Below are 25,734 nucleotides of genomic sequence, written 5' to 3' on the forward strand. Positions count from 1 at the left end.
TAGGGCGCTAGGCGCCGTACGTCACTTGCCGAGAAGCTTCTTGATCTTCGCGGCGTCGCCCGGGGCCATCTCGGCGTTGCCGGTGAGGCGACGCGTCACGCGGGACGACTTGTGCTCAAGCAGGTGGCGCTTGCCGGCGCGCTCGCGGAGCACCTTGCCGGAGCCGGTGATCTTGAAGCGCTTGCTGGCACCGCTGTGCGACTTGTTCTTCGGCATAGCGCCGTACTCTCCTCGTCGGTGGCGCTCCGGTGCCCGGTCGTGAAACCGGGCACGGGGTGGAGCGTCGCTGTTCTGTCGGTTCGACCCAGGGGGCTCACGCCCCGCGGATCACGCCTCGGCGCGAGCCTCGGCAGGGGTCTCGACGACCTCGTCGATCTCCGGAGCCTCGTCGATCTCCAGGACCTCGTCGGCGGTCTCGGAGACCTCGTCGGTCTCCCGGACCTCGGCGTTGACGGCGTCGGCGTCCGCGGCGTTCTGCGAGCGGCCGGGGTTGGCCTTCGCCTCGGCCTTGCGGGCCTCCTGCGCCTGACGGGCCTCGGCCATCGCCTCGGTCTTCTTCTTGTGCGGACCGAGAACCATGATCATGTTTCGGCCGTCCTGCTTCGGGTTCGACTCGATGAACCCGAGCTCCTCGACGTCGGAGGCGAGCCGCTGGAGCAGGCGGTAGCCCAGCTCCGGACGCGACTGCTCACGGCCGCGGAACATGATCGTGATCTTGACCTTGTCGCCCTGCTTGAGGAACCGGACGACGTGACCCTTCTTGGTGTCGTAGTCGTGCGGGTCGATCTTCGGCCGGAGCTTCATCTCCTTGATGACCGTGTGCGCCTGGTTCTTGCGCGCCTCACGGGCCTTCATGGCCGACTCGTACTTGAACTTCCCGTAGTCCATGAGCTTGCAGACCGGCGGGCGCGCGTTCGCCGCGACCTCGACCAAGTCCAGGTCGTACTCCTGCGCAAGCTCCAGTGCCTTGGCCAGCGGGACGATGCCCACCTGCTCGCCACTGGGACCGACAAGTCGCACCTCGGGAACGCGAATCCGGTCGTTGATGCGGGGCTCGACGCTGATGAGTCCTCCTCGGTTGCACCACGCGACTCCCTGGATCGAGCGCCGCGTAACGTCTGTCTCTTCAAGACTTTCAACCACGTCGGAGAAGAAAAAATGCCCCGAACGATCACATGCGGGGTTCCTCGAACTACCGGAACACCGCCGCGGGGATCGCGGGGCGTACTCATCGGACGGCGGCGCCCCCACGAGGGGCGGCCGTCTGACCGGTGACCCGCCGCCCCAGGGGGGTGGTCGGGTGGGAGTTCGAAGCCTCCACTTGTGGGCCGGGCACAGTTGTGTCCAGCCGGTCGTTCTACGAGGTTAACAGTTCGCGTCGGTACTGGCCAATCCGGGCTCGATGGGGGACCCTGCGCGCCGGACACCTATCGTGTCCCCCATGAGTGACACCCCCGACTTCAACGAAATGACCCGCGACATCGCCGAGGTCCCCGCCGTCGAGGTCATCGTGACGGTCGCCGTCAACCTCATGAGCGCCGCGGCCGTCAAGCTCGGGCTCACCGAGGAGGGCGAGAAGTTCAAGGACCTCGACGAGGCGCGGAAGCTGGTCACCGCGTTGGCGGGGCTGTTGGACGCGTCCGCGACGGAGATCAGTTCGTTCCACGCGGCGCCGCTGCGGGACGGGCTGAAGTCCCTCCAGCTGGCGTTCCGGGAAGCGTCGATCGTTCCTGATGCCGCCGGGCAGGGGCCGGGCGAGAAGTACACCGGGCCGGTCTACGGCTAAAGATGGGTTGAGTTTCGGCTGCGGGCCGGTGGGGGGCATTCGCGCAGTTCCCCGCGCCCCTAAAGGACTCGGGTGCCGTCCGGGAGTTCCGTGCCGGTTGGGAGTAGCGCCAAGTCCAGCCCCTTCACCAAGCGTGCCCTGAGGGTCTCGTTCGCCGCCAGGCGTTCCGCCACCGCCTGGGCCGCCTTCGCCGATACCGCGCCGTCCGCCAGGACCAGCGCCAGCGTGCCGTCCGACTGCCCCGGGCCCAGGTACGCGCGCTGGACGCTCGGTTCGGCGGCGACCACCTCGCGGACCGCATCCACGACCGCCGGGTCCTCCAGGGGGTCCGTCGTCGTGCGGCCCTCCGCCAGGGCCAGCAGGGTCGGGCCCGTCAGTTCGAAGGGGGTCGGGCCCGCCAGGTCGAGGACCACCGTGTCCGCCTTCTCGTGGGCCGCTGCCTCCAGGGCCTGGTGGAGGCGGACGGCCACAGGGCGGGCCTCGGGGTCCCAGCGGGTCAGGGCGGCCGTCGAGGTGAAGGCGGGGAGGGCCTTGCGGGGGCCGGCCTTGAGGGTGGGGACCGCCATGTCGCTCGTTTTTTCGCGGCGGAGGCCGTTCTCGTCCTCCTCGACCTCGCCGAGGACCGCGACGATCGGGACCAGGAGGCGGGCGTTCCTGAGGGCCGCGAGGACCGGGGGGAGGGCCGTGCGGTCCTGGGACCAGGCGGCGAGCGCGGCGGTCAGCGCCGGGTCGGCGCTGCCGTCGTCGTCGGGGAAGCCGGGGTCGGGAATGTTCTTGTTCGCCACGGTCACCGACCCTATCGGGGGGATGCTGCTGGGGTTGTGCGGGGCCCGTAACCGGGCGGTCACCGGATTCACGGTTTTCTCAGGAATCCCTGACGTGGGTCTAACGTCCGTCTCACGGGAGACACAGTCACCGCCCCCACCATCGCGGGATGGAGTCCTCCAGAGCCGCCCGCCGCCACCGCGCCCGCTCCTCCTCCCGGCGCCGGCCGATCTTCCTCTCCGCGCTCGCCGTCATCGCGATGGCCTGCGGGACCGCGTACGTGAAGACCCACGACGACGGGGGCGGGGGCGTCGTATCGTCGGCCGCGGCGGCGACGTCCACGCCCGCCGCGCGTACCGAGGAGGCGACGGTGACCGAGCCGGAGACCGATTACACCGCATTGCTGAAGACGGCGATGGAGGCGGTGACCGTGCCGGGGGACGCCGCCGTGTCGGTGGGCGTCCTCGACCTGGACTCCGGGGACAGCGCCGTCTACGGCGAGGCCGCGTTCGACACGGCCAGCATCGTGAAGGTCGACATCCTCGCGGCGCTCCTGCTCCAGGCGCAGGACGCGGGGCGTGGGCTCACCGCCCAGGAGAAGACGTACGCCACGGCGATGATCGTGAACAGCGACAACGACTCGGCGACCGCGCTGTGGAACACCATCGGGCAGGCGGAGGGGCTGGACGCGGCCAACGAGCGGTTCGGGATGACCGGGACCGAGGGCGGGGAGGGGGCGCTGTGGGGGCTCACGCAGACCACCGCCACCGATCAACTCGCCCTGCTCCAGCAGGTGTTCGGGGACGACTCGGAGCTGAGCGACGCGTCCCGGGAATACGTGCGGGGGCTGATGACGCAGATCGAGGCCGATCAGCGGTGGGGGGTGTCGGCCGCCGCGCAGGGTACGGAGTGGGCGCTGAAGAACGGGTGGCTGCCGCGCAGCACGACGGGGCTGTGGGACATCAACAGCATCGGCCGGGTGACGGCCGGGGACGCGTCGTACCTGGTCGCCGTGTTGTCCGACGGGAGCGCGAGCATGGCGGCGGGGATCTCGCTGGTGGAGGACGCGGCGCAGACGGCGGTGGAGGCGTTCACGGCGGCGCCGTAGCGGCCCCCGCGGTACGGCCCGCGCGCTAGACCGTCCTGCGGCGGCTGCGCCAGAGCACCACCGACGCGACGAGGAGCACTCCGCCCGCGCCGCCCGCCAGGGGGCCCGCCCAGCCGGACGTGTCGTGGTCGTCCGTCTCCTTGTCGGGGCCCGCGCCGAAGTACTCCTTGCCGTAGGACTGGGAGGCCAGGCCCCCCGGCTTGAGCTTGGCGGCGGCCTTGATCGCGGCGGCGGGGTCGATGAAGCCGTAGCCGCGGGAGTCGTCCCGGCCGCCCGTGGGCGAGTTGCGGGCGGTCGTCTCCAGGAGGGTCTTGATCTGGGGCGGGGTGAGGCCGGGGTGGGCCGCCTTGATCAGGGCGACCGCGCCGGAGACGAAGGCCGCCGCCGCGCTCGTGCCCCAGCCCTCGTAGTACTTGTGGTCCGGGTCCGCGATGACGACGTCCACGCCGGGCGCGCTGACCGTGGCGTACCAGCGGCGGGTGGAGAACGAGGCGCGGACGCCGTTCTTGTCGACGGCCGTCGCCGCGATGACGCCGGGGTAGGCCGCCGGGTACGAGATGTGGTCGCCCTTGTCGCCGCCGTTGCCCGCGGAGGCGACGACGACGGACCCCTTCTTCAGCGCGTACTGGACGGCCTCGTCCTCGGCGGGTTCCGGGTGCGCGGAGGAGGAGTCGTCGCCGAGGGAGAGGTTGATGACGTCCGCGCCCTGGTCGGCGGCCCAGCGGATGCCTTCCGCGAGGGCGTTGCCGCGGGTGTTGCGGGCGCGGGTGCGGGCGGGGTCGCCGTCCTCCAGGATCACCCGGACGGGGAGGATCTTCGCCTCGGGGGCGATGCCCAGCACGCCGTCGCCGTTGTCGTACCCGTGTCCGTGGCCGGCGATGATCCCGGCCATCGCGGTCCCGTGCCGGGCCCACGCGCGTTCGCCGGGGACGGCGCCGAAGCCGACGAGGTCCTTCGCGGGCAGGACGTTGCCCTCCAGGTCGGGGTGGTCGGCCTCGACGCCGGTGTCCAGGACGGCGACCGTGATCCCGGCGCCCTTCGTGGTCCGCCACGCCTCCTGCGTGTGCATCGCCTCCAGGGCCCACTGCTGGCCGCGTATCCCGTCCGCGTACGCGGCGGTCGGGGGGACGAGGGCGACGGCGGCGGCGAGGAGACAGCCGAGGAGGGCGGCGCGGCAGGTCTTGCGGTGGCGGGCGGTGAAGGGGGTGGGGGGTGTCATGGCGGGGTGGGGGTGGTCGCGGGTGGGGGCGGCGGTCTCGGTGGTGAGGTGGCGGGGTGTGGCGGGCGTGCCGTCCGTGTGCGCCTCGATCCCGTCGGGGCGGTGGGGGGTCATGACGGCTGCTCCGTCGGGGCGGCGGCGGCTTTGCGCAGGCTTCGTTCGATGCGGTCGGCGAGGCCCTTCGCCTCGTTGCCGAGGCCCGACTGGGCGATGGCGGTGGTGGCGCCGGTGGCGGTCGCCTCGGTGGCGGACTGGGGGGTGTCGACGGTGCGGTTGTCGGCCCAGCCGGAGACGGAGTAGACGACGACCGGGGCGTCCGTCAGCACCGACACGGTCCAGGAGGCGCGCTCGGCGGTGCCGAAGCGGGCGGCCAGGGTGTCCGGGGCGGCGTACGGGCGGGGCATGAGGTCGGTGCGGCGGGCGAGGCCCTCCTTCTCGAACCGGGCGTCCAGTTCGCGCATCGTGGCGGCGTCGGCCTTGGTGAACAGCAGGCCGACGGTCGTCACGTAGCTCTGGGTGGCGTCGATGTACGTCGCCCGCAGGAGGCGGTCGCAGCCGACCGGGGCGAGGACCTGGGCGAGCAGCGGGTCGAACGCGTTCTCGCAGCCGGCGTCCGGGGCGACGCCGATCCGCGTCCACGTGCGGTCCGCTCCCCCGGGCCCGGCGCCCTGTCCGTCGACCGTCGCCGGGAACAGCTGGTCCACCGGGACGCTGTGCCAGATCGCCGACGCCGCCGCGTAACTCCCGCCGGCCGCCTTCGAGTTGTCCCCCACCAGCCAGCTTCCGGTGGCCGCCCCGCCTATCAGTCCGAGCCCGAGCACCACACACGCCGTCGCGGCGACGACCCGCCCACGGACCCACGGCTCCCGCGGCCCCTCGTCCACCTCGACCGACGAGGCACCCGCGGGCCGGACCGGAGTGGCCGTCCAGGAGAGGGACGGGTCGGGGCGCGGCACGGAGGACTGCGGGGACCCGTACGAGACGGGGGCGACCGGGGGTGGGGTGTGCGGGCTGAGGGTCGGGGTCGAGTGGGTCGGGGTGGTGGGGCCGAGGCCGCCGCGAGCGGGGTCGGTGGGGGTGTGCGGGCTGCGGGCCGGGGTGGTCGGGCCGAGGCCGCCACGAGCGGGGTCTGAGTCCGCCGACGGCTCGACAGCACCGTACGCATCGGTACGGCCCGCGCCGGAGTCGGACGGCATAACGGGCTCGCCCCGGCTGGTGCCGGGCCGCGCGGACTTCGGAGAGGTGGTCGGGCGCGGGGGGATGGTGCCGGGGGCCGGGTCCTGCGCGGGCTGCGGCTCGGTACGGCCCTCCGAGGGCGGGGCGGCGGACGGTCGGGGCGGTGAGGGGTGGCTCTCGGGTGCCGGGGCCGTGTCCGGGCGGGCCGGGGAGGGGCGCTCTTCCGACGCGGGGGGTGTGGCGGGGCGGGGCGCGGAGGGACGGCTCTCGGATGCGGGGGGCGCGGCGGGGCGCGGGGAGGAGGGACGGTTCTTCGGTGCTGCGGATGTGCCGGGGCGGGCCGGGTTGTCCGACGCCGGGGGTGTGCCGGGGCGGGTGGGGGATTCCGGTGCCGGGGGCGTACCGGGGCGCGTCGGAGAAGGGCGGCTCTCCGGGGCCGGGGTACCGCTCGGCCGCACCGGAGCGGTCGGGGCGCCCGATGCCGAGGCGTCGGCGGGACGTGTCGGGGGTGCCTGCCTCTTCGGCGGCGGGGAGTCACCCGTGCGGGGCGAAACGGACCGGGGATTGTCGGCCGCCGAGGCGGCGGCGGTGCGCGTGTCCGTCCCGGGGGCAGCGGTGGCAGGCCGTGCGCCGTCCCGTGCGGAGCCGGAGTACGACGACGTCCCCGGGGTCTGTGCATCGGGCGCCGGACGAGACGGAGGCACCTGCTGCGACGAGGGTGTGTTCGGCGCGGAAGCGGGCCGGGGCGGGAGGTCCGACGGCTGCTGTCGCCCGGCGGCCGGACTCGTCCCGTTCCGGTGAGCCGGGCCCGTCGGGGGCTGCTCGTCCCGGGCCGTGGGCCGGGGTGGGGGTGTCGTGGGGAAGTCGAACTCAGGGGGGCGGGTCGAGGAGGTCGGGGTCCAGGCCGGGGTGTCCGCCGGGGTCGGGCGGGGGGCGTCGGCGGGGCGGGCCGGCGGGGCCATGCGGCTGCGGGAGAACGGGGTCCAGGCGCTGCCGGGGGCGGGCGGACGGGGGGTGTCGGAGGCCGGTGGTTGAGCAGCCCGGGAGATGTAGGGCCGGACACCGCTGACCTCGAACTCGGAGACGGCTGTGTCGTCGGCGTCGTACCGCGAAGGCTCCGCGTCGTCGGCGTCGTACTCGGTGGGGTCGTCGTCCGTCGCGGCCGGGACCCGTGGGCCGGGCTCGGGGCGCAGTGGCGTGCCCGGGCGGGAGGTCGGGGGGGAGGTGTCCGGGAAGCGGGCGGAGGCGGCCGGCGGGGGGAAGGCGTCGCCGGGGGTGGTGCCCGCGGCGGCGGTCGTACGGGGGTTCTCCTCGGGTCCGTTCTCCGGCGGCCTGCCCGCGCGCCGTCCGAACACCCCGCCGCCCCGCACCTCGCGCCAGAGAGCCCCGCCACGCGCCTCGCCGGAACCGGTGGTCTCACGTACCGCGGGCTCCCCGCCCACCTCGTCCCAGGACTCGCCCCCCACGACCCGTCCCTCGTCCACCGGCTCCGTGAACCCCGTCCCTGTGGCCGAGCCCTCGCTCAAGGGCGTTCCTCCTGACAGCGGACCGGTGCGATCCGCGGGAGGGCGACGCGCTTCCGTGCTCAAGTGCACCCCCCGTTTTCTTCGTGCCGGCCGCTCCGTCGATGGTGGGCGCGCGGACAGCGCACGCCCCCGGCGGCCCGGCGGACGGTGGTCCCCTTGGGCACGCATACCCGCACAGGCCGACCGGCATCCCGGCACGGACTCCCGGCCGGAGCCGTTCGTCCGTGCGTGCGCGTCACTCTACGGCTTGTCACGGGGCGAGGGAGAACCCGTACCGCCACCCCGAGGCATCTGCCCGTATCGTCCCCCTACCCTGCGGTAATCGGGTCTGGCAGGCTGCGTGCATGACTGTGCGCGCCGCCGACCGGGCCCGTTACGACCGGGCCACCGCCCATCTGGACGCCCCCCTCGCGATCGTCGATCTCGACGCCTTCGACGCCAACGCGGAGGACCTGCGCCGCCGGGCGGCGGGGAAGCCGATCCGGGTGGCGAGCAAGTCCGTGCGCTGCCGGACGCTGCTGGAGCGGGTCCTCGCCATGGACGGCTTCGCGGGGCTGATGTCGTTCACGCTGGCGGAGTCCCTGTGGCTGGCCCGCTCCGGCTTCGAGGACGTCCTGCTGGCCTACCCCTCGGCGGACCGCTCGGGGTACGCGGAGCTGGCGGCCGACCCCAAGCTCGCCGCCGCCGTCACGGTGATGGTGGACGACGTGACGCAGCTCGACCTGATCGACGCCGCGCGCGGCGACGGCCGTGAAGTGATCCGCGTCTGCCTGGAGTTGGACACCTCACTCCAGCTGCTGGGCGGCCGGATCAGGGTGGGCGCCCTGCGCTCCCCGCTCCGCTCTCCCGCCCAACTCGCCGACTTCGCCCGCACGGTGACCCGGCGTCAGGGTTTCGAGCTGGTCGGCATCATGGCCTACGAGGGGCATATCGCCGGGGTCGGCGACTCGGTGGCGGGCCGCCCGCTGCGCTCCCGCGCGATCCGCCTCATGCAGGCCACCGCCCGCCGTGAACTCGCCGAGCGGCGCGCCGAGGTGGTGCGCGCGGTGCGGGCCGTCGCCCCGGACCTGGAGTTCGTGAACGGCGGCGGCACAGGCAGCGTGGAGAGCACGGTCGCGGAGGACGCGGTGACGGAGGTCGCCGCAGGGTCGGGGCTGTACGTCCCCCGGCTCTTCGACAACTACACGTCGTTCACGGGCCGTCCGGCGGCCCTGTTCGCGCAGCCGGTGGTGCGCCGGCCCGGCGTCGGCGTGGTGACGGTCCTCGGCGGCGGCTACCCGGCCTCGGGCGCCCCGGGCGTGGACCGGCTGCCGGTGCCGTACCTCCCCGAGGGCCTCAGGTACGACCCTCAGGAAGGCCCCGGCGAGGTCCAGACGCCCCTGCTGGGCGCACCGGCGGACGATCTGCTGATCGGCGACAAGGTGTGGTTCCGCCATGCGAAGGCCGGTGAACTCTGCGAGCGTTTCGACCAGTTGCACCTGATCGAGGGGGACACCGTCACGGCGACGGTGCCCACCTACCGCGGCGAGGGCCACACGTTCCTGTGACGCTCTAGAGCGGGGTCACGTACGCGCCCGAGATACCGCCGTCCACCAGGAAGTCGGTCGCGTTGACGAACGAGGAGTCGTCGCTCGCCAGGAAGGCGACGGCGGCGGCGATCTCCTCGGCCTCGGCGAACCGGCCGACCGGGATGTGGACGAGGCGGCGGGCGGCGCGCTCGGGGTCCTTCGCGAACAGCTCCCGCAGCAAAGGGGTGTTGACCGGTCCCGGGCACAGCGCGTTGACGCGGATGCCCTCGCGCGCGAACTGCACGCCGAGTTCCCGGGACATGGCGAGGACGCCGCCCTTGGAGGCGGTGTACGAGATCTGGCTCGTGGCCGCGCCCATCCGGGCGACGAACGACGCCGTGTTGATGATCGAGCCCCGCCGCTGCTCACGCATGTAGGGGAGCGCGGCCTTGCAACAGAGGTACACGGAGGTCAGGTTGACCTCCTGGACGCGCTTCCACGCCTCCAGGCCGGTCTCCAGGATGGAGTCGTCGTCGGGGGGCGAGATGCCCGCGTTGTTGAAGGCGATGTCGACGCTGCCGTACGTGTCGTAGGCGGTCTTGAAGAGCGCGTCGACCTGTTCGGGGCTGGTCACGTCGACCTTCACGAAGAGCCCGCCGACCTCGTCGGCGACGGCCTTGCCGGCGGTCTCGTCGATGTCGGCGCAGACGACGTTCGCGCCCTCGGCGGCGAGGCGGCGGGCGGTGGCGAGGCCGATGCCGCTGCCGGCTCCGGTGATGACGGCGGTACGGCCGACGAGGCGGCGGCAGACAGGAGTCTCGGTCACTGTGCGGGGACCTCCGTGCTGATGAAGACGTTCTTGGTCTCGGTGAAGGCGGCGAGCGCGTCGGGGCCGAGCTCGCGGCCGACCCCGGACTGCTTGTAGCCCCCGAAGGGGGTCCAATAACGCACGCTGGAGTGGGAGTTGACGGACAGGTTGCCCGCCTTGACGGCCCGTGAGAGGCGCAGCGCGCGGCCCACGTCCCGGGTCCACAGGGAGCCCGAGAGGCCGTAGGGGGTGTCGTTGGCGAGGCGGATCGCGTCGGCCTCGTCGGTGAAGGGGAGCAGGACGGCGACAGGGCCGAAGATCTCCTCGCGGCAGGCGGGCGAGTCGGGGGCCTCGGCGGTCAGGACGGTCGGCGGGTACCAGAACCCGCGTCCGTCGGGGGCCTCGCCGCGCAGGGCGCCGGGGGCGTCGTCCGGGACGAACGACCGTACGCGGTCGAGCTGTTGCTGGGAGATCAGCGGGCCCATCTGGGTCTTCTCGTCGGCCGGGTCACCGACGACGACCGCCGCGAGGGCCTCGGCGAGGAAGGCGCGCGCCTCGTCGTAGACGGACTCCTGGACGAGGATGCGGGTGCGTGCGCAGCAGTCCTGGCCGGAGTTGTCGAGGAACGAGAAGGGGTCGAGGGCGCGGGTCAGGTCGGCGTCGGCGAAGACCACGTTGGGGCTCTTGCCGCCGAGTTCGAGGGTGACCGGTTTGACGAGCCTGGCGCAGCGCTCCATGACCTCGCGGCCGGTGCGGGTGGAGCCGGTGAACACGATCTTCGCGACGCCGGGGTGGTCGACGAGGGCGCGTCCGGCGATGCCGCCGTAGCCGGGGACGACCTGGAAGACGTGCTCGGGGAGCCCGGCGTCCAGGGCGAGTTGGGCCAGCCGCAGGGCGGTGAGCGGGGTCGCCTCGGCGGGTTTGAGGACGACCGCGTTGCCCGCCGCGAGCGCGGGGAAGGAGCCCCAGGCGGCGATCGGCATGGGGAAGTTCCAGGGGGCGATGACGCCGACGACACCGAGGGGTTCGAGGAAGGTGACGTCGATGCCGCCGACGACCGGGATCTGACTCCCCGTCAGCCTCTCGACGCCGCCCGCCGCGTAGAGGAGCAGGTCGCGTGCGTTGCCCGCCTCCCAGCGGGCGTTGCCGACGGTGTGCCCGGCCTCTCGGACCTCCAGCTGGGCCAGCTCCTCGATGTGGGAGTCGACTCGGTCGGCGAACCGGCGCAGGAGGCGGGCGCGGTCGGCGGGGGCGAGGGCGGCCCACTTCTCCTGGGCCTTCGCCGCGCGGGTGACGGCCGCGTCGACCTCGGCCGCGTCGGCGGCGGGGACGGTCGTGACGACGTCCCCGGTGGCCGGGTTGAGGACGGTCAGCTCGGACAATGCCTGGCCTTTCACAGTCGCTGGTCTTTCAAGTCACTGGTCTTCAAGTCGCCGGTGTCTCAGAGCCGTTCGAAGGAGCGGCGCAGTTCCCAGTCCGTGACGGCCGCGTCGAACGCGTCGAGTTCGACGCGGGCCATGTTGAGGTAGTGGGCGACGACCTCCTCGCCGAAGGCGGCCTCGGCGATGGGGCTGTGCTCCCAGACCTCGGCGGCCTCGCGCAGGGTGGTGGGGACGTGTTCGTAGTCGCCGGTGTAGGCGTTGCCCTCGCAGGCGGCGGGGAGTTCGAGCTTGTGCTCGACGCCGTAGAGGCCGGCCGCGACGAGTCCGGCGACGGCGAGGTGCGGGTTGACGTCGCCGCCGGGGAGGCGGTTCTCGAAGCGCATGGAGCGGCCGTGGCCGACGACGCGCAGGGCGCAGGTGCGGTTGTCGCGGCCCCAGGCGGCGGCGGTCGGGGCGAAGGAGCCCGGCTGGAACCGCTTGTAGCTGTTGATGTTGGGCGCGTACAGCAGCGAGAAGTCGCGCAGGGCGGCGAGCTGGCCGGCGAGGAAGTGGCGCATGGTGTCGGTCATGCCGTCCGGCCCGGCGAAGACGTTCGCGCCGTCGGCGTCGGTGAGCGAGAGGTGGATGTGGCAGGAGTTGCCCTCGCGCTCGTCGTACTTGGCCATGAAGGTGAGCGAGACGCCCTCCTGCGCGGCGATCTCCTTCGCGCCGGTCTTGTAGACGGCGTGCTGGTCGCAGGTGACGAGGGCCTCGTCGTAGCGGAAGGCGATCTCGTGCTGGCCGAGGTTGCACTCGCCCTTCGCGGACTCGACGACGAGCCCGGCGCCGCCCATCTCGTTGCGGATGCGGCGCAGGAGGGGTTCGATGCGGCCGGTGCCGAGGATCGAGTAGTCGACGTTGTACTGGTTGACGGGGGTGAGGTCGCGGTAGCGCGCGTCCCACGCCTGCTCGTAGGTGTCGCGGAAGACGATGAACTCCAGTTCCGTGCCGACCTGGGCGGTCCAGCCGTGTTCGGCGAGGCGCTCCAGCTGGCGGCGGAGGATCTGGCGGGGGGCGGCGCCGACCGGGGAGCCGTCCTCCCAGGCGAGGTCGGCGACGAGGAGGGCGGTGCCGGGGTGCCAGGGGATGCGGCGCAGGGTGGAGAGGTCGGGGCGCATGGCGAAGTCGCCGTAGCCGCTCTCCCAGGACGACATGGCGTAGCCGCGGACCGTGTTCATCTCGGTGTCGACGGCGAGGAGGTAGTTGCAGCCCTCGGTGCCGTGCCGCAGGACCTCGTCGAGGAAGAAGCGGGCCGCGAAGCGTTTGCCCTGGAGGCGGCCCTGCATGTCGGGGAAGGCCAGGACGACCGTGTCGATCTCGCCGGCGGCGACCAGCGCGTGCAGGTCCTCGACGGGCAGCGGGGCTGTGCGGTCCGGCACGAAGGCTCCTCGGGGGGCTCGGGGGCGTCCTCGGCTTCGGTGACCGGTGGGGGCCAGGAAGCGTTCAGGAGCCATAAGGTATTGCTGAAAACCATTGCTTGGGAAGGGGGCACGGCCGGATGACCACGGAGAAGGACATGGGTACGGGTGACCGGTTGACGCCGGTGCTGCGGCCGGTGCGGGCGGGCAACGGCTTCGAGGAGGCGCTGGAGCAGATCCTCCAGGTGGTCCGGCTGGGGCTCGTCCCGGGGGGTGAACGGCTGCCCGCGGAACGGGAGTTGGCCGAGCGGCTCGGTATCAGCCGGGTGACCCTGCGGGAGGTCCTCAAGGTCCTCCAGGACCAGGGTCTCCTGGAGTCGAGGCGGGGCCGGTACGGCGGTACGTTCGTCCTGCCCCGGACGGCCGACGCGGGCGGCGAGGACGAGCTGCGGCGGCGGATCGCCGAGGTCGACATCGAGGACGTGCTGCGTTTCCGGGAGGTCCTGGAGGTCGGCGCGGCCGGTCTGTGTGCGGCCCACGGCCTGACGGACGCGCAGTCCGGGCGGCTCCGCGAGGCCCTCGCGGGCACCCATGACGCCGCCCTCGCGGACTACCGTCGCCGTGACACCCTGCTGCACCTGACGCTGGCCGAGCTGTGCGGGTCGCCCTCGCTGACCGCGCAGTACGCGGCCGTCCGCGCGCAGGTCAACGATCTCCTCGACTGCATCCCGCTGCTCGTCCGCAACCTCGAACACTCCCAGCGGCAGCACGAGGCGCTCGTCGAGGCGGTCCTCGACGGGGACGCGGACGGTTCGCGGGAGATCATGCGGGAGCACTGCGGGGGGACGGCGGCGTTGCTGCGGGGGTTCTTGACGTGAGGCGGGGGTTTCCCGGCGCGCGGCGGGGGCCTCGCGGGCGGCGGCGGGGATTCCCGGACGGGCCGAGGCTTCCTTCATCGGCGCCGGATCTGTAAAGGTATCCCTGGAGTCCATTACCTGGAGGGTTCATGGCCGGCGTGCCTCTCATCGGTGTCAGCACCTACCTGGAGCCCGTCGCGAGCTGGCGGGTCTGGGAGGCGGAGGCGGCGCTGCTTCCGGCGGCGTATCCCCGGCTCGTCCAGCGGGCCGGGGGCATCGCCGCGATGCTTCCCCCCGACGCCCCCTCCCGTGCCGCCGCGGCCGTCGCCCGTCTCGACGCGCTCGTCGTCTCCGGTGGTCCCGACGTCGACCCCGCGCTCTACGGTGCCGAGCCCGATCCCCGTACGGACTCCCCCGCGCGGGAGCGTGACGCCTGGGAGAGCGCGTTGATCGAGGCGGCGCTCTCCGCCGGGGTGCCCCTCCTCGGGATCTGCCGGGGGATGCAGCTCCTCAACGTCACCCTCGGGGGGACGCTCGTCCAGCACATGGACGGGCACGTCAAGTCTCCCGGGGTCTTCGGGACGCACACCGTCACGCCGGTGCCGGGTACCCGTTACGCCTCCCTCGTGCCCGAGGCGGCCGATGTTCCGACGTACCACCACCAGGCCGTCGACCGTCTCGCTCCCGGGCTGGTCGCGTCGGCCCATGCGGAGGACGGGACGGTGGAGGCGGTCGAACTCTCGGAGGGGTGGGTGCTGGGAGTTCAGTGGCATCCGGAGATGGGCGACGACCTGCGCGTGATGCGAGGGCTCGTCGAGGCGGCCGGCTGAGCCGCCCCTACCCGACCCGCCTACGCAGCCACTCCAACGCGGCGTCTCCCTGGGCGCGTTGGAAGGGGCGGAGGGTGGGGAGGCCCGGTGGTGCCGGTTTACTGGCACTGTTCAGGAAATACCCGGCCAGCCCCGCCAGCGCGACGGTCACCGCGCCCTGGTCCGCGTCGCACCCCAGAGGATGCCGGGTGAACACCTCCTCCGGGTCCGGTCCGCCCTGTGCCCGCACGCTGGGGAGCAGGAGCAGGAGGTCGAACCAGGGGGCGGCTCTCATCGCGTGCGGCCAGTCGACGAACCAGACGTTGTCCTCGCCGATCAGGATGTTGTCGGCGCGCAGGTCTCCGTGCGCGAGGGTGTCGCCCCTCACGGCGTCGGGCCAGGAGGAGGCCAGTTCGGCGAAGAACCCGACGGGTTCGCCCCTGTCCGCGAGTTCCTGCCATCCGTCGAAGGTTCCGACGAGTTCCTCCGAGGCGCAGGGGGCGTCGAAGGGGGCCGGGGTGAGAACCTGCCCGAGCCGGTGCACGGCATCAAGCACAACACCAAATTCCCCGTCATCCCAAGGGACTTGAGGCTGCACCCCCTGAACATCCTCGAACACCAGCGCCACCCACACCCCGTCGTCGTACACCCCGATCAACCGAGGCGCCGGCACACCCACCGGCAACCGCCCCGCATTCCCGGCCTCCCTCCGATGCAGCACAGGACTGAACGCGTTCGCCTCACCACTGACCGCCTTCACGAACGCGCGCCGTCCATCCACCGTGACGACCCTCGCCGCAACCCCCGGCGAGAACCCACCCCGCTGCGTCCTCGCCTCCCCCACCACCGCCCCCAGAATCGCCGCCACACCGTCCTGGACGAAGGCGGGCAGGGATTCCCAGGGGGTGCGGATGCCGGTGGCGGGCGGGGCGGTTGGCTTCATGGGGACATGGTGAGGCGAGGGGATCGGACTGCCCAACGCTTTTCCGAGACGGGGGCCTCCAGGAACCGTAAAGCTGTGAGCATCATGCGGCTGCGCCGCAGGGGCACACGGGAGCCCGGCACCTGCCGGGCAAGGCATGCCTGGAGGGACCGCTGGGGGGAGCTGCGGAACCGTATCTGTAGCAGAGCGGCGGGCGCCGGGAGCACGGGGCGTCGGGGCGTGGCGGCGGTCGGCGGGTACGCGGGGCGCAGGATGCCGGGGCGCGGCGGCAGGCGGCAGGCGGCAGGCGAGCGTAGTCACTCGGGGAAGCTCAGCGCAGCAGCACCCGGCAGAACGCAGCAACCCCCACGAACCTCAGGGGCGCGGGGAACTGCGCGACCAGCCACGACGCACCCGCACCCAACCACTCACGCGCACCCACTCCTTCAGGGGCGCGGGGAACTGCGCAAACAACCACAACGCACCCGCACCCAACCACTCACGGGCACCCACTCCTCCAGGGGCGCGGGGAACTGCGCGAACAACCACAACGCACCCTCACCCGACCACTCGGCCCCCTCACCGCCTCACCCCCGCGTCAACGACAACAACTCCCGCGCAGGCCCCACAGGCCGATGCCCCGCCCTCCACACCGCCCTCAACTCCCGCCCCAACGCCACCCCTTCGACCGGCACGGACACCAACCGCCGCATGGCCAGCTCCTCCCCCACGACCAGCTCGCTCAACACCGCGGGCCCGGCCCCACTCACGACGGCGGCCTTCACAGCGGTCGTCGAGGACAACTCGATCAGCGGCCGAGCGGAAACACCACCGAGCGCCGCATCCAACACCTGCCGAGTCCCCGACCCCTTCTCCCGAAGGATCAACGCGGTCGCCGCCAACTCCTCCCCCCGCAACGCCCGCCGCCGGCGCCCCCACGGATGCCCGGGCGCCACGACGACGATCAACCGGTCGTGCCCGATGACGGCGGAGTCCAGCCCGGCCGGCACGGTCAGCCCCTCCACGAACCCGAGATCCGCCTCGTCCCCCAACAACCGCTCGGCGACACTCGCGGAGTTCCCCGCGAGCAACGACACAGCCGTGTCCGGCCGCTGCGCCCGAAGCGCCAACAGCCACCCCGGCAACAAGTACTCGGCGATGGTCATGCTCGCGGCCACCCGCAACCGCGAATCCCGCCGGTCCCGCAACGCCTGCGCCCCCACGTCGAACGCCTCGGCCGCCTCGACGATCCGCCGCGCCCAGTCCGTCACCAGCGCCCCCGCGTCGGTGAGCCGCGACCCTCTCGGCGACCGGTCGACGAGCGCGACCCCGAGCTGCCGCTCCATGGACCGAATCCGGCTGCTGGCGGCCGGCTGGGTGATCCCCAGTTCCCGTGCGGCGGCCCCCAGACTCCCCACCCGGGCAACCGCGAGCAACAGCTCAAGCGCCCCGAGATCAGGAACCCGATGCGCGAGCGAGACCACGACGCCGTCTTTGCCCATAAGACAAGTTTATGCCCGAGGAAGAATCACCCCAGGTCAACGAAGCCCGCCCACATCAGAACCCGCCCGCCACCTACCGCTGCTTCCCGCCCCGAACCGCCTCGATGTGCTCGGCGACGGCCACCACCAGAATCCGCGTGTCGGGAACGGTCGCCCGCCACCGGTGCCGCACCCCGCCGGTCAGATACAGCGTGTCGCCCCGCCCCAGCCGATACGCCCGCCCCTCCGCCTCGATCTCGACGGCCCCGTCGGCGACGTACATCAACTGGTCGTTGCGGTACTGGAATTCACGCCCGGCGTCATGGTCCCCGGTGTACTCGGTGGCGTGCATCTGATGATGCCCACGAACGAGTGACCGCGCCTGGGGCGCCCCGCAGGGCTCCCCCTCGTCCGCCCGGACGACGTCGACACTGCACGCGGGGTCCGCGGCGGCGAGCAGCTCGACCGCGGTGGTCCGCAGCGCGTCCGCGACCTTCTCCAGGGACGCCGTGCTCGGCCGCGCCCGGTCGTTCTCGATCTGGCTGAGGAAGGGGACGGACAGCCCGCTGCGCTCGGCGACAGCCGCGAGCGTCAGTTCGAGCGCGTGCCGACGCCGCCGTACGGCCGCGCCCACCCGCAGGGGCCGTTCTTTGTGGTCGCCCATCGCTCCGGCTCCCTCCTTCAGCTCGTCGGCCGCGCCCCCGGGCACACGTCCTCTGATGAGTTCTCTGCACCCTACGCATGTTCCGCAAACCGTTTCATGTGCCCGTCACATCGACGACACACCCCGTCATGTCCGACGCACGGGTTCGCGCCAGTGGATCACACGGCGTACACATGCGGAAACGGCCCCCACGCCCCCGGCGGGTCGCGAGCGTACGCCCCGTACGCCCCGAAGTCACCCGTCCGGCGCCGGGTGGGGGCGCCGGAGGGTGACCTCGGGGCATGACGTCGCTCTGCGTGGTTGGCCGAATCCTTACCGTGCCGTAACGGCTCGTCCCGCTAGGCCGTTCCCGCCTCCACCGGCGCCCATTTCTCCACCAGCCCGGGGTTCGCCTTGAGCCACGCGCGTACCGCGTCCTGCTCCTTGCCCTTCCCGGACTTCTGGATCTGCGCTTCGAGAGACGTCAGCTGTGCCTCGGTCATCTTGAAGTCCTTCAGCCACCGGGCGACCTCGGGCTGGTCCTTCGCGAACCCGGACCGGGCCAGGGTGTGCACCTGGTCGCCCTTGCCCCAGGCGCCCTTCGGGTCGGCCAGCTTCTTCAGGCCGTACTGGCTGTACGCCCAGTGCGGGGACCACAGGGTGACGACGATCGGCTCCTTGCGCGCGTACGCCCGCTTCAGCTCGGCCAGCATCGCCGGGGTCGAGCCGTCGACGACGTCGTACCCGTCGAGGCCGTACTCCCCCGCGACCTTGTCCTTCAGCAGGCCCATCATCCCGGCGCTCGGTTCGATGCCGACGATCCGGCCGCCGAACTCGGAGGCGCGGCCCTTGAGGTCGGCGAGGGAGTTCACGTCCTTCACGTACGACGGGACGGTCAGCTCCAGGGACGTCGGGCCGTACCAGGAGCCCAGGTCGTCGAGGCGGTCGCCGTACTTCTTCCAGTACTCGGCGTGCGTGGTCGGCAGCCAGGAGTCGGTCTGGAAGTCGAGCTGGCCGGTGGCGAGGCCGGTGTAGAGGGGGCCGGCGGCGTACTGCGTCGTCTTCACGTCGAAGCCGCGCTCCTGGAGGATCTCCTTCCACAGGTACGTCGAGGCGATCCCCTCGTCCCACGGGATGTAGCCGATCCGGATCTCCTGGCCCCGGCCGACGTCCGTCCCGGAGGCGTGCGCCGGGCTGCCGCTGCCGCCGAACACCCCGAGCCCGCCCGCGACGACCGCGAGCACGGTCACGCAGGACACGGCGACCGCCGGGCGCGGCCGGTACGACCAGGCGCTCGTCCGCGCCTTCGCGGCGGCCCGCCGCCCGAGCGGCGAGAGCCGGGTGCCGAGCGCGCCGGTCATCCGGTCGAGGTAGATCGCGAGGACGACGATCCCGAGCCCGGCCTCGAAGCCGAGCCCGATGTCGAGCTGCCCGATGGCCTCGTTGACGGCGCCGCCGAGCCCGCCCGTGCCGACCATGCCCGCGATGACGACCATCGACAGGCCCAGCATGATGACCTGGTTGACGCCCGCCATGATCGTCGGCAGCGCGAGCGGCAGCTGCACCCGGAAGAGGGTGTCGCGGGGCCGTGTCCCGAACGCCTCGGCGGCCTCGACGAGTTCGGCGTCGACCTGGCGGATGCCCAGCTCCGTCATCCGGACGCCGGGGGCCAGCGCGAAGACGAGCGTGGCGATCACGCCGGCCGGTACGCCCATTCCGAAGAAGAGGATCGCCGGGATCAGGAGGACCATCGACGGCATCGTCTGGAGCAGGTCCAGCACCGGGCGCAGCGCCGCGCTGACGGTCTTCGAGCGGGCCGCCCACACGCCGAGCGGGACCGAGACGACCAGCGCGATGAACGTCGCGACCAGGACGAGGGACAGCGTCGACATCGCGCGTTCCCACAGGTCCAGCGAGTCGATCAGCGCGAACCCGGCGAACGACAGCACGCCCGCCGAGAGGCCGCGCAGCCACCACGCGAGGACGGCGAGGATGCCCGCGAGGAGCAGCGGCTCCGGCGCGTTGAGCACGCCGTCGAGGACGTCGTACAGGCCCTCGACCACCGCCTTGACGGCGTCGAAGAGCCAGGCCAGGTGGGTGACCAGCCAGTCGACACCGGAGTCGACCCAGTCACCGAGGTGGAGCCTAGGCATGGGTCGCCCCCTCCTCCGCCATGAACTCGACCAGGAGGTTCGGCGTGACGACGCCGACGACCGTCCCCTCGTCGTCGAGGACGGCCACCGGGTGGTCCACGCGCGCGCAGATCCCGCACAGCTCGGTGAAGGGGGTGCCCGGCGTCGCGGTCTCGCAGGAGCAGTCGGCGTCGTGGCCGTCCGCGTCGGTGTCCATGACGGCGGACGCGGTGAGCACCCGGGAGCGGTCGACGTCCTGGATGAAGGAGGCGACGTAGTCGTCGGCGGGGCGCAGGAGGATGTCCTCGGCGGTGCCGTTCTGGACGATGCGGCCGTCGCGCATGACGGCGATCCGGTCGCCGAGGCGCATCGCCTCGTTGAGGTCGTGGGTGATGAACACGATGGTCTTCTTCAGGGTCTGCTGGAGCGTGAGGAGCTGGTCCTGCATGTCGCGGCGGATCAGCGGGTCGAGCGCGCTGAACGACTCGTCCATCAGGAGCAGGTCGGCGTCGGTGGCCAACGCGCGGGCGAGGCCGACGCGTTGCTGCATACCGCCGGACAACTCGTCGGGCCAGGAGTCCTCCCAGCCCTCCAGGCCGCACAACTTCAGCGCCTCGGCGGCGCGTTCGTCGCGTTCGGGGCGCGGGACGCCCTGGACGGCGAGGCCGTAGGCCGCGTTGTCGAGGACCGTGCGGTGGGGGAAGAGCGCGAAGTGCTGGAAGACCATGGAGACCTTCCGCGCACGCACCTCCCTCAGCTCGCGGTCGTCGAGCGCGGTCAACTCCCGCCCGTCGATGCGGACTTCGCCCGAGGTGGGGTCCAGGAGCCCGTTGAGCATGCGCAGCAGCGTCGACTTGCCGGAGCCGGACAGGCCCATGACGACGAAGATGCTGCCGGGTTCGACGGTGAAGGAGGCGTCGATGACGGCGGGCATGGCGCCGTCGGCGCGCAGTTCCTCGCGGCCCTCACCGTTCCTGAGCCTGTCGACTGCGTCGTCCGGTTTTCTGCCGAACACCTTGTAGAGCTGGTCTGCCTCTAGCCTGGCGGACACGCGAACCTCTCCGGTCGGGGACATGGTCGGGAGCGCAACCGGTTGCCGTACACGCAACCGGCACCGCTCCGAGGGCCCGCCTGCCCGGGTCCTTTCCGGCCAAACGCACAGGTGTCCCAGCTCACAACAGGTGCACACCCGTTTCACACGGCCACCGGGGTGAACACGGGCGGGTCACTGTCGGTGGGGTGCGGCATGATGCGGGGGTGACCGGACGACTGATGCTTCTCGACACCGCCTCCCTCTACTTCCGCGCCTATTTCGGGGTCCCGGAGTCCGTGAAGGCGCCGGACGGGACGCCGGTGAACGCGGTGCGCGGGCTGCTCGACTTCATCGACCGGCTGGTCAAGGACCACCAGCCGGACGAGCTGGTGGCCTGCATGGACGCGGACTGGCGCCCGCAGTGGCGGGTCGACCTCATCCCGTCGTACAAGGCGCACCGGGTCGCCGAGGAACGCCCCGAGGGGCCGGACGCGGAGGAGATCCCGGACACGCTGTCGCCGCAGGTGCCGATCATCGAGGCGGTGCTCGACGCCGTGGGCATCGCGCGCGTGGGGGTCGCGGGGTACGAGGCGGACGACGTGATCGGGACGTTCACGGCGCGGGCGAAGGGCCCGGTGGACATCGTGACCGGGGACCGGGACCTGTACCAGCTCGTGGACGACGCCCGGGGCGTGCGCGTCCTGTACCCGCTGAAGGGGGTCGGGACGCTCCAGGTCACGGACGAGTCCTGGCTGCGCGAGAAGTACGGGGTGGACGGGCGGGGGTACGCGGATCTGGCGCTGCTGCGCGGCGACCCGAGCGACGGGCTGCCCGGGGTGCCGGGGATCGGGGAGAAGACGGCGGCGAAGCTGCTGGCCGAGTTCGGGGACCTGGCGGGGATCATGGCCGCCGTGGACGACCCGCAGGCGAAGCTGACGCCGTCGCAGCGCAAGCGGCTGGACGAGTCGCGGCCGTACGTGGCGGTGGCGCCGACGGTGGTGCGGGTCGCGGACGACGTGCCGGTGCCGGAGGTGGAGACGGCGCTGCCGCGCGGGGCGCGGGACGCGGAGGCGGTGGCGGCGCTGGGGGCGCGGTGGGGGCTCGGGGGGTCGCTGGGGAGGCTGCTGGGGACGCTGGGGAGCTGACGTATTTCCGGGGCGCCTCAAGCTTCGGAAGTCACGTTCTCGTAAAGAAGAGTGACGTTCTCGCAGGTGGCGAGGTTCCTTGCGGGAGCGCACAACCGCCACCTGGGACGAAGGAGGCGGGAATGGGGGGAGTGATGCTAACTTAGGTAAACCTAACCATAGCAGTGGGAGGTCGTCATGGCAGAGCGTCCGGCACGCAGGCCGCGCAAGCCCCATTCCGCGCGGGTCGTCCGCACTGAACGACTCACCCCGCACATGCAGCGGGTCGTGCTCGGCGGCGAGGGGCTGGCCGAGTTCTCGGCGGGCACCTGCACCGACCATTACGTCAAGATGCTGTTCTCCCCGGACGGCACCGAATACCCCGAGCCCTTCGACCTGGAGCGCCTGCGCGAGGAACTCCCCCGTGAACAGTGGCCGGTGACCCGCACCTACACCGTCCGCCACTGGGACGCGGAACACCGCGAGCTGACCCTCGACTTCGTCCTGCACGGCGACGAGGGGCTCGCCGGACCCTGGGCGATGCGCGTCCAGCCGGGCGAGACCGTCCGCTTCATGGGACCCGGCGGCGCCTACGCCCCCGCCCCCGACGCCGACTGGCATCTCCTCGTGGGGGACGAGAGCGCGCTGCCCGCGATCGCCGCCACCCTGGAGTCGCTGCCCGCCGGGGCCGTCGCCCACGCCTTCGTGGAGATCGCCGGGCCCGAGGAGGAGCAGAAGATCGACTCCGATGTCGACGTCACGTGGCTGCACCGCGGGGAGCGGCCGGTCGGCGAGCTGCTCGTCGAGGCCGTCCGCGCGCTCGACTGGCCCGAGGGCCGGGTGCACGCGTTCGTGCACGGCGAGGCGCACTTCGTGAAGGAACTCCGGCAACTGCTGCGCGTCGAGCGCCAGTTGGCCCGCGAGGACCTCTCCATCTCCGGCTACTGGCGGCTCGGGCACGACGAGGACGGCTGGCAGGCGTCCAAGCGGGAGTGGAACGCGCGCATCGAGGCCGAGCAGGAGTCGCCGGCCGCGTAGTCCCACCACCCGCACGCCGTTCGCCGCACGGCGCCGTGAGGACTTGGGTCCGTCGCGGACATGCCCGCGTGACGCGCACGCAACAGCACATCCCTAATTTCTGTCACCCGACAGGAATACGTGCTGGAGCACGCGCCGAAGGCAGGTGCCGCCGTGACGACCACGCCCCTCACCGACGTACGACCCGATCCCCCCACCGATTCCCTGGCGGAGTTCGGCTACCGCCAGGAGCTCCACCGAAGCCTCGGCCGGTACGCCTCCTTCGCCGCCGGCTTCTCCTTCATCTCCGTCCTCACCACCGTCTTCCAGTTCTTCGCCTTCGGGTACGCGTTCGGCGGCCCCGTCTTCTTCTGGGCCTGGCCGGTGGTGCTGCTGGGCCAGCTCGCGGTGGCCGCCTGCTTCGCCGAACTCGCCGCCCGCTACCCGATATCCGGGGCGATCTACCAGTGGTCGTCCCGGCTCTCCACGCCCGCGTTCGGCTGGTTCGCCGGCTGGATCATGGTGATCGGCCAGATCGTGGTCGTCGCCGCCGCGGCCCTCGCCCTCCAGATGGTGCTGCCCGCCCTGTGGTCCGGCTTCCAGCTGATCGGCTCCGACCCCGCGCCGACCTCGGCGGACGGCGCGGCGAACGCGGCGCTGCTGGGGGTGTTCCTGCTGGTGCTGACGACGCTGGTCAACGTCGTCGACAACCGGGTCATGTCCGTCGTCAACCGGGTCGGCGTGACCGCCGAGATCATCGGCGCGGTCCTCATCGTCGTCCTCCTGCTCACCCACTCCGAGCGCACGCCGACGATCACCTTCCACACCGGAGGGGCCCTCCAGGACGGGCTGTTCGGGGCGCTTCTCGTCGGTTCCTTCACCGCCGCGTACGTCATGATCGGGTTCGACAGCGCCGGGGAGATGAGCGAGGAGACCCACAACCCCCGCCGGACGGCGCCGCGCACGATCCTCTCGGCCCTCACCGCGGCGGGCCTCCTCGGCGGGCTGATCGTCCTCGCCGGGCTCCTCGCGGCTCCCAGCCTGACGGACGGGCGGCTGGCCACGGACGGGCTGAGCTACGTCCTGACGAGCAGCCTGGGCGACGGGGTGGGCAAGGCGCTGCTGGCCGACGTCGTCGTCGCGATCGCCGTGGCCACGCTGGCGATCCAGACGTCCGCCTCCCGCATGCTCTTCTCCATGGCCCGCGACGGCCACCTCCCCCTCTCCCGCACCCTCTCCCGGGTCAACCCCCGCACCGGCATGCCCACGGCCCCCGCCCTCGTCGTAGGCACCCTCGCCGCCGCCCTCCTGCTCCTCAACTTCGCCTCCCCCGAGGCGTTCCTGGCCATCGGCACGACCTGCATAGTCATGCTCTACCTGGCCTACGCGATGGTCACCGCCCCCCTCCTCTTCCACCGCCTCAAACACACCTGGCCCCACCCCACCCCCACCGACACCGACGAAACCGGCGCCCCCCTCTTCACCCTCGGCCGCTGGGGCCTCCCCATCAACATCCTCGCCGTCCTCTACGGCACCCTCATGACCCTCAACCTCGCCTGGCCCCGAGCCGCCGTCTACGACCCGGCCGGCGGCCACTGGTACTTCCAGTGGTTCACAGTCCTGTTCCTGGGGGTGACGGTGGCACTGGGGGTGGCGTACCGGGTGGGGAGGCGGAGGGGGTAGGCATGGGCGGAGGGCGACTGGGGGGCACACGCATACGACACCGACACGCGCTCACGCGACTACGGCCACCCAGCCACGCCCTCTCCGACCCGCAGCCGCTCCACCGCCGCCACCCGCCTGCGAGACCAGCCATGCCGCACCCCTACGGCCCACCCGCCCGCGCCCACGTCTCCTCCCGCCACCTAGCTGCGGGCAGTCGTGCCGCCAGGGCACGGGTGGGCTGGGGGTCCCCCCTGCTCGAAGAGCTCGGGGGAGGCACCCCGCACGCGCGGGCAAGCACCCCACCCGCCCAGCCACCCACCGGCCCGCACCCCACCCACCGAACCTGCGCCCACCTCGCCCCCACCCCGTACCCTGACCTGCCATGAGACGTCGCCGTACCCCCGCCCCACCCTCCCCCCTCCCCCAGCGGAACGGCGTCGACCCCGTACAGGTAAGGCTCCCCGGGGAGGGAACGTGGGAGACGGTTCGGGAGTACCTCGTGGAGCGCCTCAGCGGAGCCGGAGAAGGAGTCGTCGAGGGACTGTTCGCGCGGGGAAGGGTCGTCGGGGTGGACGGGCAAGCCGTCACAGAGACCACCCCCTTCACACCGGGAACGTACGTCTGGTTCCACCGAGACCTCACCCCCGAAGTCCCGGTCCCCTACCCCGTCGACATCGTCTACCGCGACACCCACATCGTCGTGGCCGACAAACCCCACTTCCTCGCCACCACCCCCCGAGGCAGCCACATCGCGGAAACCGCCCTGGCCCGCCTCCGCCACGACCTCTCCCTCCCCACCCTCGGCGCGGCCCACCGCCTGGACCGCCTCACCGCCGGCCTGGTCCTCTTCACGATCCGCCCGGAGGAACGCGGCGCCTACCAGACCCTGTTCAGAGACCGCCGAATCCACAAGGTGTACGAGGCGGTGGCCCCGAACTCCCCGACCCCCCACACCTCGGCCTCCCCCACCCCCACCTTCCCCCTGACCCTCACCTCCCGCATGGAAAAACCCCGCACCTCCCTCATCACCCTCGAACTCCCCGGCCCGCCCAACGCCATCACCCACATCACGAAACTCACCCACCGCACCGACCTGGCCCGCTACCGCCTCACCCCGGAAACCGGCCAGACCCACCAACTCCGCGTCCACATGGCCTCCTTGGGCCTCCCCCTCCTGGGCGACCCCCTCTACCCGGAGATCCAACCCCCCGTCCCCCCGACGGACTTCCACCGCCCCCTCCAACTCCTGGCCCGAGAACTCCACTTCACAGACCCGATCACCGGCCGCGACCATCACCTGCACAGCGGACGGACATTGGAGGCATGGGAGTCGTACGAGGAGTGGGCCGGGGGCAGTTGAGGCCACCCCCGACCCG

The 25,734-nt window shown here is 72.1% G+C and carries 22 protein-coding genes; 9 read left to right on the forward strand and 13 right to left on the reverse strand.

Going from position 1 to position 25,734, the window contains the following annotated elements; translation table 11 throughout:
- Positions 1 to 21: 21 nt before the first annotated feature.
- Both rpmI and infC read right to left on the reverse strand, forming a co-directional pair.
- A complete protein-coding gene (rpmI, locus tag ABZX85_RS23550; protein ID WP_003977225.1) occupies positions 22 to 216 on the reverse strand; it encodes a 50S ribosomal protein L35 in 195 nt (64 codons plus the stop codon).
- Positions 217 to 327: 111 nt separating this feature from the next.
- Entirely contained in the window at positions 328 to 1,065 is a 738-nt protein-coding gene (infC, locus tag ABZX85_RS23555) for a translation initiation factor IF-3 (protein WP_355872314.1), read from the reverse strand.
- A 376-nt stretch (positions 1,066 to 1,441) separates the two neighbouring features.
- Between infC and ABZX85_RS23560 the strand changes: the two genes are divergently transcribed.
- On the forward strand, positions 1,442 to 1,786 hold the full coding sequence (locus ABZX85_RS23560) for a DUF1844 domain-containing protein (RefSeq protein ID WP_355871881.1): 345 nt from the start codon (positions 1,442 to 1,444) through the stop codon (positions 1,784 to 1,786).
- A 59-nt stretch (positions 1,787 to 1,845) separates the two neighbouring features.
- On the opposite strand, the gene ABZX85_RS23565 is transcribed toward ABZX85_RS23560, so the two are convergent.
- A complete protein-coding gene (locus tag ABZX85_RS23565; RefSeq protein ID WP_355871884.1) occupies positions 1,846 to 2,571 on the reverse strand; it encodes an SseB family protein in 726 nt (241 codons plus the stop codon).
- 149 nt (positions 2,572 to 2,720) lie between these two features.
- On the opposite strand from ABZX85_RS23565, the gene ABZX85_RS23570 reads away from it, so the two are divergent.
- Positions 2,721 to 3,659, forward strand: a complete 939-nt coding sequence (locus ABZX85_RS23570) for a serine hydrolase (RefSeq protein ID WP_355871887.1) — start codon at positions 2,721 to 2,723, stop codon at positions 3,657 to 3,659.
- Between the two features lie 25 nt (positions 3,660 to 3,684).
- Here the strand turns inward: ABZX85_RS23570 and mycP are convergent, their stop codons facing one another.
- Positions 3,685 to 4,878, reverse strand: coding sequence for a type VII secretion-associated serine protease mycosin (mycP, locus tag ABZX85_RS23575; RefSeq protein ID WP_355872317.1), 1,194 nt, complete (start codon positions 4,876 to 4,878; stop codon positions 3,685 to 3,687).
- A gap of 110 nt (positions 4,879 to 4,988) precedes the next feature.
- Positions 4,989 to 7,580 carry a hypothetical protein gene (locus ABZX85_RS23580; protein WP_355871890.1) on the reverse strand — a complete coding sequence of 864 codons (2,592 nt, stop codon included), beginning with the start codon at positions 7,578 to 7,580 and terminating at the stop codon, positions 4,989 to 4,991.
- A 344-nt stretch (positions 7,581 to 7,924) separates the two neighbouring features.
- Here ABZX85_RS23580 and ABZX85_RS23585 point away from each other — a divergent pair, with 344 nt between their 5' ends.
- A complete protein-coding gene (locus ABZX85_RS23585) occupies positions 7,925 to 9,127 on the forward strand; it encodes an amino acid deaminase/aldolase (RefSeq protein ID WP_355871893.1) in 1,203 nt (400 codons plus the stop codon).
- A 4-nt stretch (positions 9,128 to 9,131) separates the two neighbouring features.
- Here ABZX85_RS23585 and ABZX85_RS23590 read toward each other — a convergent pair whose 3' ends face one another.
- From ABZX85_RS23590 to ABZX85_RS23600, 3 genes are read right to left on the reverse strand one after another with little or no spacing between them, the layout of a single operon-like run.
- Positions 9,132 to 9,914: a 3-oxoacyl-ACP reductase gene (locus tag ABZX85_RS23590; RefSeq protein ID WP_355871896.1), complete on the reverse strand. Its 783-nt coding sequence runs from the start codon at positions 9,912 to 9,914 to the stop codon at positions 9,132 to 9,134.
- Positions 9,911 to 11,278: an aldehyde dehydrogenase family protein gene (locus ABZX85_RS23595; protein ID WP_355871899.1), complete on the reverse strand. Its 1,368-nt coding sequence runs from the start codon at positions 11,276 to 11,278 to the stop codon at positions 9,911 to 9,913. Before ABZX85_RS23595 ends, ABZX85_RS23590 begins: the two co-directional genes overlap by 4 nt.
- A gap of 59 nt (positions 11,279 to 11,337) precedes the next feature.
- Complete coding sequence (locus ABZX85_RS23600) at positions 11,338 to 12,696, reverse strand: glutamine synthetase family protein (protein ID WP_355871902.1); 1,359 nt, start codon at positions 12,694 to 12,696, stop codon at positions 11,338 to 11,340.
- Between the two features lie 119 nt (positions 12,697 to 12,815).
- On the opposite strand from ABZX85_RS23600, the gene ABZX85_RS23605 reads away from it, so the two are divergent.
- Positions 12,816 to 13,553 carry an FCD domain-containing protein gene (locus ABZX85_RS23605; RefSeq protein WP_355871905.1) on the forward strand — a complete coding sequence of 246 codons (738 nt, stop codon included), beginning with the start codon at positions 12,816 to 12,818 and terminating at the stop codon, positions 13,551 to 13,553.
- A gap of 128 nt (positions 13,554 to 13,681) precedes the next feature.
- The gene (locus tag ABZX85_RS23610; RefSeq protein WP_355871908.1) at positions 13,682 to 14,362 is read left to right on the forward strand and encodes a gamma-glutamyl-gamma-aminobutyrate hydrolase family protein; all 681 of its coding nucleotides are present in this window, start codon (positions 13,682 to 13,684) and stop codon (positions 14,360 to 14,362) included.
- 7 nt (positions 14,363 to 14,369) lie between these two features.
- Here the strand turns inward: ABZX85_RS23610 and ABZX85_RS23615 are convergent, their stop codons facing one another.
- From ABZX85_RS23615 to ABZX85_RS23635, 5 genes are all read right to left on the reverse strand, one after another.
- Positions 14,370 to 15,284, reverse strand: a complete 915-nt coding sequence (locus ABZX85_RS23615) for a phosphotransferase (protein WP_355871910.1) — start codon at positions 15,282 to 15,284, stop codon at positions 14,370 to 14,372.
- Between the two features lie 566 nt (positions 15,285 to 15,850).
- A complete protein-coding gene (locus ABZX85_RS23620; protein WP_355871912.1) occupies positions 15,851 to 16,765 on the reverse strand; it encodes a LysR family transcriptional regulator in 915 nt (304 codons plus the stop codon).
- Positions 16,766 to 16,838: 73 nt separating this feature from the next.
- Positions 16,839 to 17,408, reverse strand: a complete 570-nt coding sequence (locus ABZX85_RS23625) for an XRE family transcriptional regulator (RefSeq protein ID WP_355871915.1) — start codon at positions 17,406 to 17,408, stop codon at positions 16,839 to 16,841.
- Positions 17,409 to 17,746: 338 nt separating this feature from the next.
- Positions 17,747 to 19,540 carry an ABC transporter permease/substrate binding protein gene (locus ABZX85_RS23630; protein ID WP_355871918.1) on the reverse strand — a complete coding sequence of 598 codons (1,794 nt, stop codon included), beginning with the start codon at positions 19,538 to 19,540 and terminating at the stop codon, positions 17,747 to 17,749.
- A complete protein-coding gene (locus ABZX85_RS23635; protein ID WP_355871921.1) occupies positions 19,533 to 20,570 on the reverse strand; it encodes a glycine betaine/L-proline ABC transporter ATP-binding protein in 1,038 nt (345 codons plus the stop codon). The genes ABZX85_RS23630 and ABZX85_RS23635 overlap by 8 nt, the downstream gene beginning before the upstream one ends.
- Before the next feature lie 221 nt (positions 20,571 to 20,791).
- On the opposite strand from ABZX85_RS23635, the gene ABZX85_RS23640 reads away from it, so the two are divergent.
- The 4 genes from ABZX85_RS23640 to ABZX85_RS23655 all read left to right on the forward strand — a co-directional run bounded on the left by ABZX85_RS23640 (position 20,792) and on the right by ABZX85_RS23655 (position 25,718).
- A complete protein-coding gene (locus tag ABZX85_RS23640) occupies positions 20,792 to 21,697 on the forward strand; it encodes a 5'-3' exonuclease (RefSeq protein ID WP_355872319.1) in 906 nt (301 codons plus the stop codon).
- Between the two features lie 177 nt (positions 21,698 to 21,874).
- Entirely contained in the window at positions 21,875 to 22,714 is an 840-nt protein-coding gene (locus ABZX85_RS23645; RefSeq protein WP_355871924.1) for a siderophore-interacting protein, read from the forward strand.
- A gap of 153 nt (positions 22,715 to 22,867) precedes the next feature.
- Complete coding sequence (locus ABZX85_RS23650; protein ID WP_355871927.1) at positions 22,868 to 24,376, forward strand: amino acid permease; 1,509 nt, start codon at positions 22,868 to 22,870, stop codon at positions 24,374 to 24,376.
- 364 nt (positions 24,377 to 24,740) lie between these two features.
- Positions 24,741 to 25,718 carry a pseudouridine synthase gene (locus ABZX85_RS23655; protein ID WP_355871930.1) on the forward strand — a complete coding sequence of 326 codons (978 nt, stop codon included), beginning with the start codon at positions 24,741 to 24,743 and terminating at the stop codon, positions 25,716 to 25,718.
- Positions 25,719 to 25,734: the final 16 nt, after the last annotated feature.

This window comes from Streptomyces sp. NPDC004539 (genome assembly GCF_040610055.1).
Classification (GTDB): Bacteria; Actinomycetota; Actinomycetes; order Streptomycetales; family Streptomycetaceae; genus Streptomyces.

What these genes read in the sequence shown, in the direction of transcription:
- ABZX85_RS23640 (WP_355872319.1), top strand. Translation starts at nt 20,792, where the DNA reads ATGCTTCTCGACACCGCCTCCCTCTACTTCCGCGCCTATTTCGGGGTC.
- ABZX85_RS23605 (WP_355871905.1), top strand. Translation starts at nt 12,816, where the DNA reads ATGACCACGGAGAAGGACATGGGTACGGGTGACCGGTTGACGCCGGTG.
- rpmI (WP_003977225.1), bottom strand. Translation starts at nt 216, where the DNA reads ATGCCGAAGAACAAGTCGCACAGCGGTGCCAGCAAGCGCTTCAAGATC.
- ABZX85_RS23585 (WP_355871893.1), top strand. Translation starts at nt 7,925, where the DNA reads ATGACTGTGCGCGCCGCCGACCGGGCCCGTTACGACCGGGCCACCGCC.
- ABZX85_RS23625 (WP_355871915.1), bottom strand. Translation starts at nt 17,408, where the DNA reads ATGGGCGACCACAAAGAACGGCCCCTGCGGGTGGGCGCGGCCGTACGG.
- ABZX85_RS23645 (WP_355871924.1), top strand. Translation starts at nt 21,875, where the DNA reads ATGGCAGAGCGTCCGGCACGCAGGCCGCGCAAGCCCCATTCCGCGCGG.
- ABZX85_RS23630 (WP_355871918.1), bottom strand. Translation starts at nt 19,540, where the DNA reads ATGCCTAGGCTCCACCTCGGTGACTGGGTCGACTCCGGTGTCGACTGG.
- mycP (WP_355872317.1), bottom strand. Translation starts at nt 4,878, where the DNA reads ATGACACCCCCCACCCCCTTCACCGCCCGCCACCGCAAGACCTGCCGC.
- ABZX85_RS23655 (WP_355871930.1), top strand. Translation starts at nt 24,741, where the DNA reads ATGAGACGTCGCCGTACCCCCGCCCCACCCTCCCCCCTCCCCCAGCGG.
- ABZX85_RS23570 (WP_355871887.1), top strand. Translation starts at nt 2,721, where the DNA reads ATGGAGTCCTCCAGAGCCGCCCGCCGCCACCGCGCCCGCTCCTCCTCC.
- ABZX85_RS23620 (WP_355871912.1), bottom strand. Translation starts at nt 16,765, where the DNA reads ATGGGCAAAGACGGCGTCGTGGTCTCGCTCGCGCATCGGGTTCCTGAT.
- ABZX85_RS23610 (WP_355871908.1), top strand. Translation starts at nt 13,682, where the DNA reads ATGGCCGGCGTGCCTCTCATCGGTGTCAGCACCTACCTGGAGCCCGTC.
- ABZX85_RS23560 (WP_355871881.1), top strand. Translation starts at nt 1,442, where the DNA reads ATGAGTGACACCCCCGACTTCAACGAAATGACCCGCGACATCGCCGAG.
- ABZX85_RS23615 (WP_355871910.1), bottom strand. Translation starts at nt 15,284, where the DNA reads ATGAAGCCAACCGCCCCGCCCGCCACCGGCATCCGCACCCCCTGGGAA.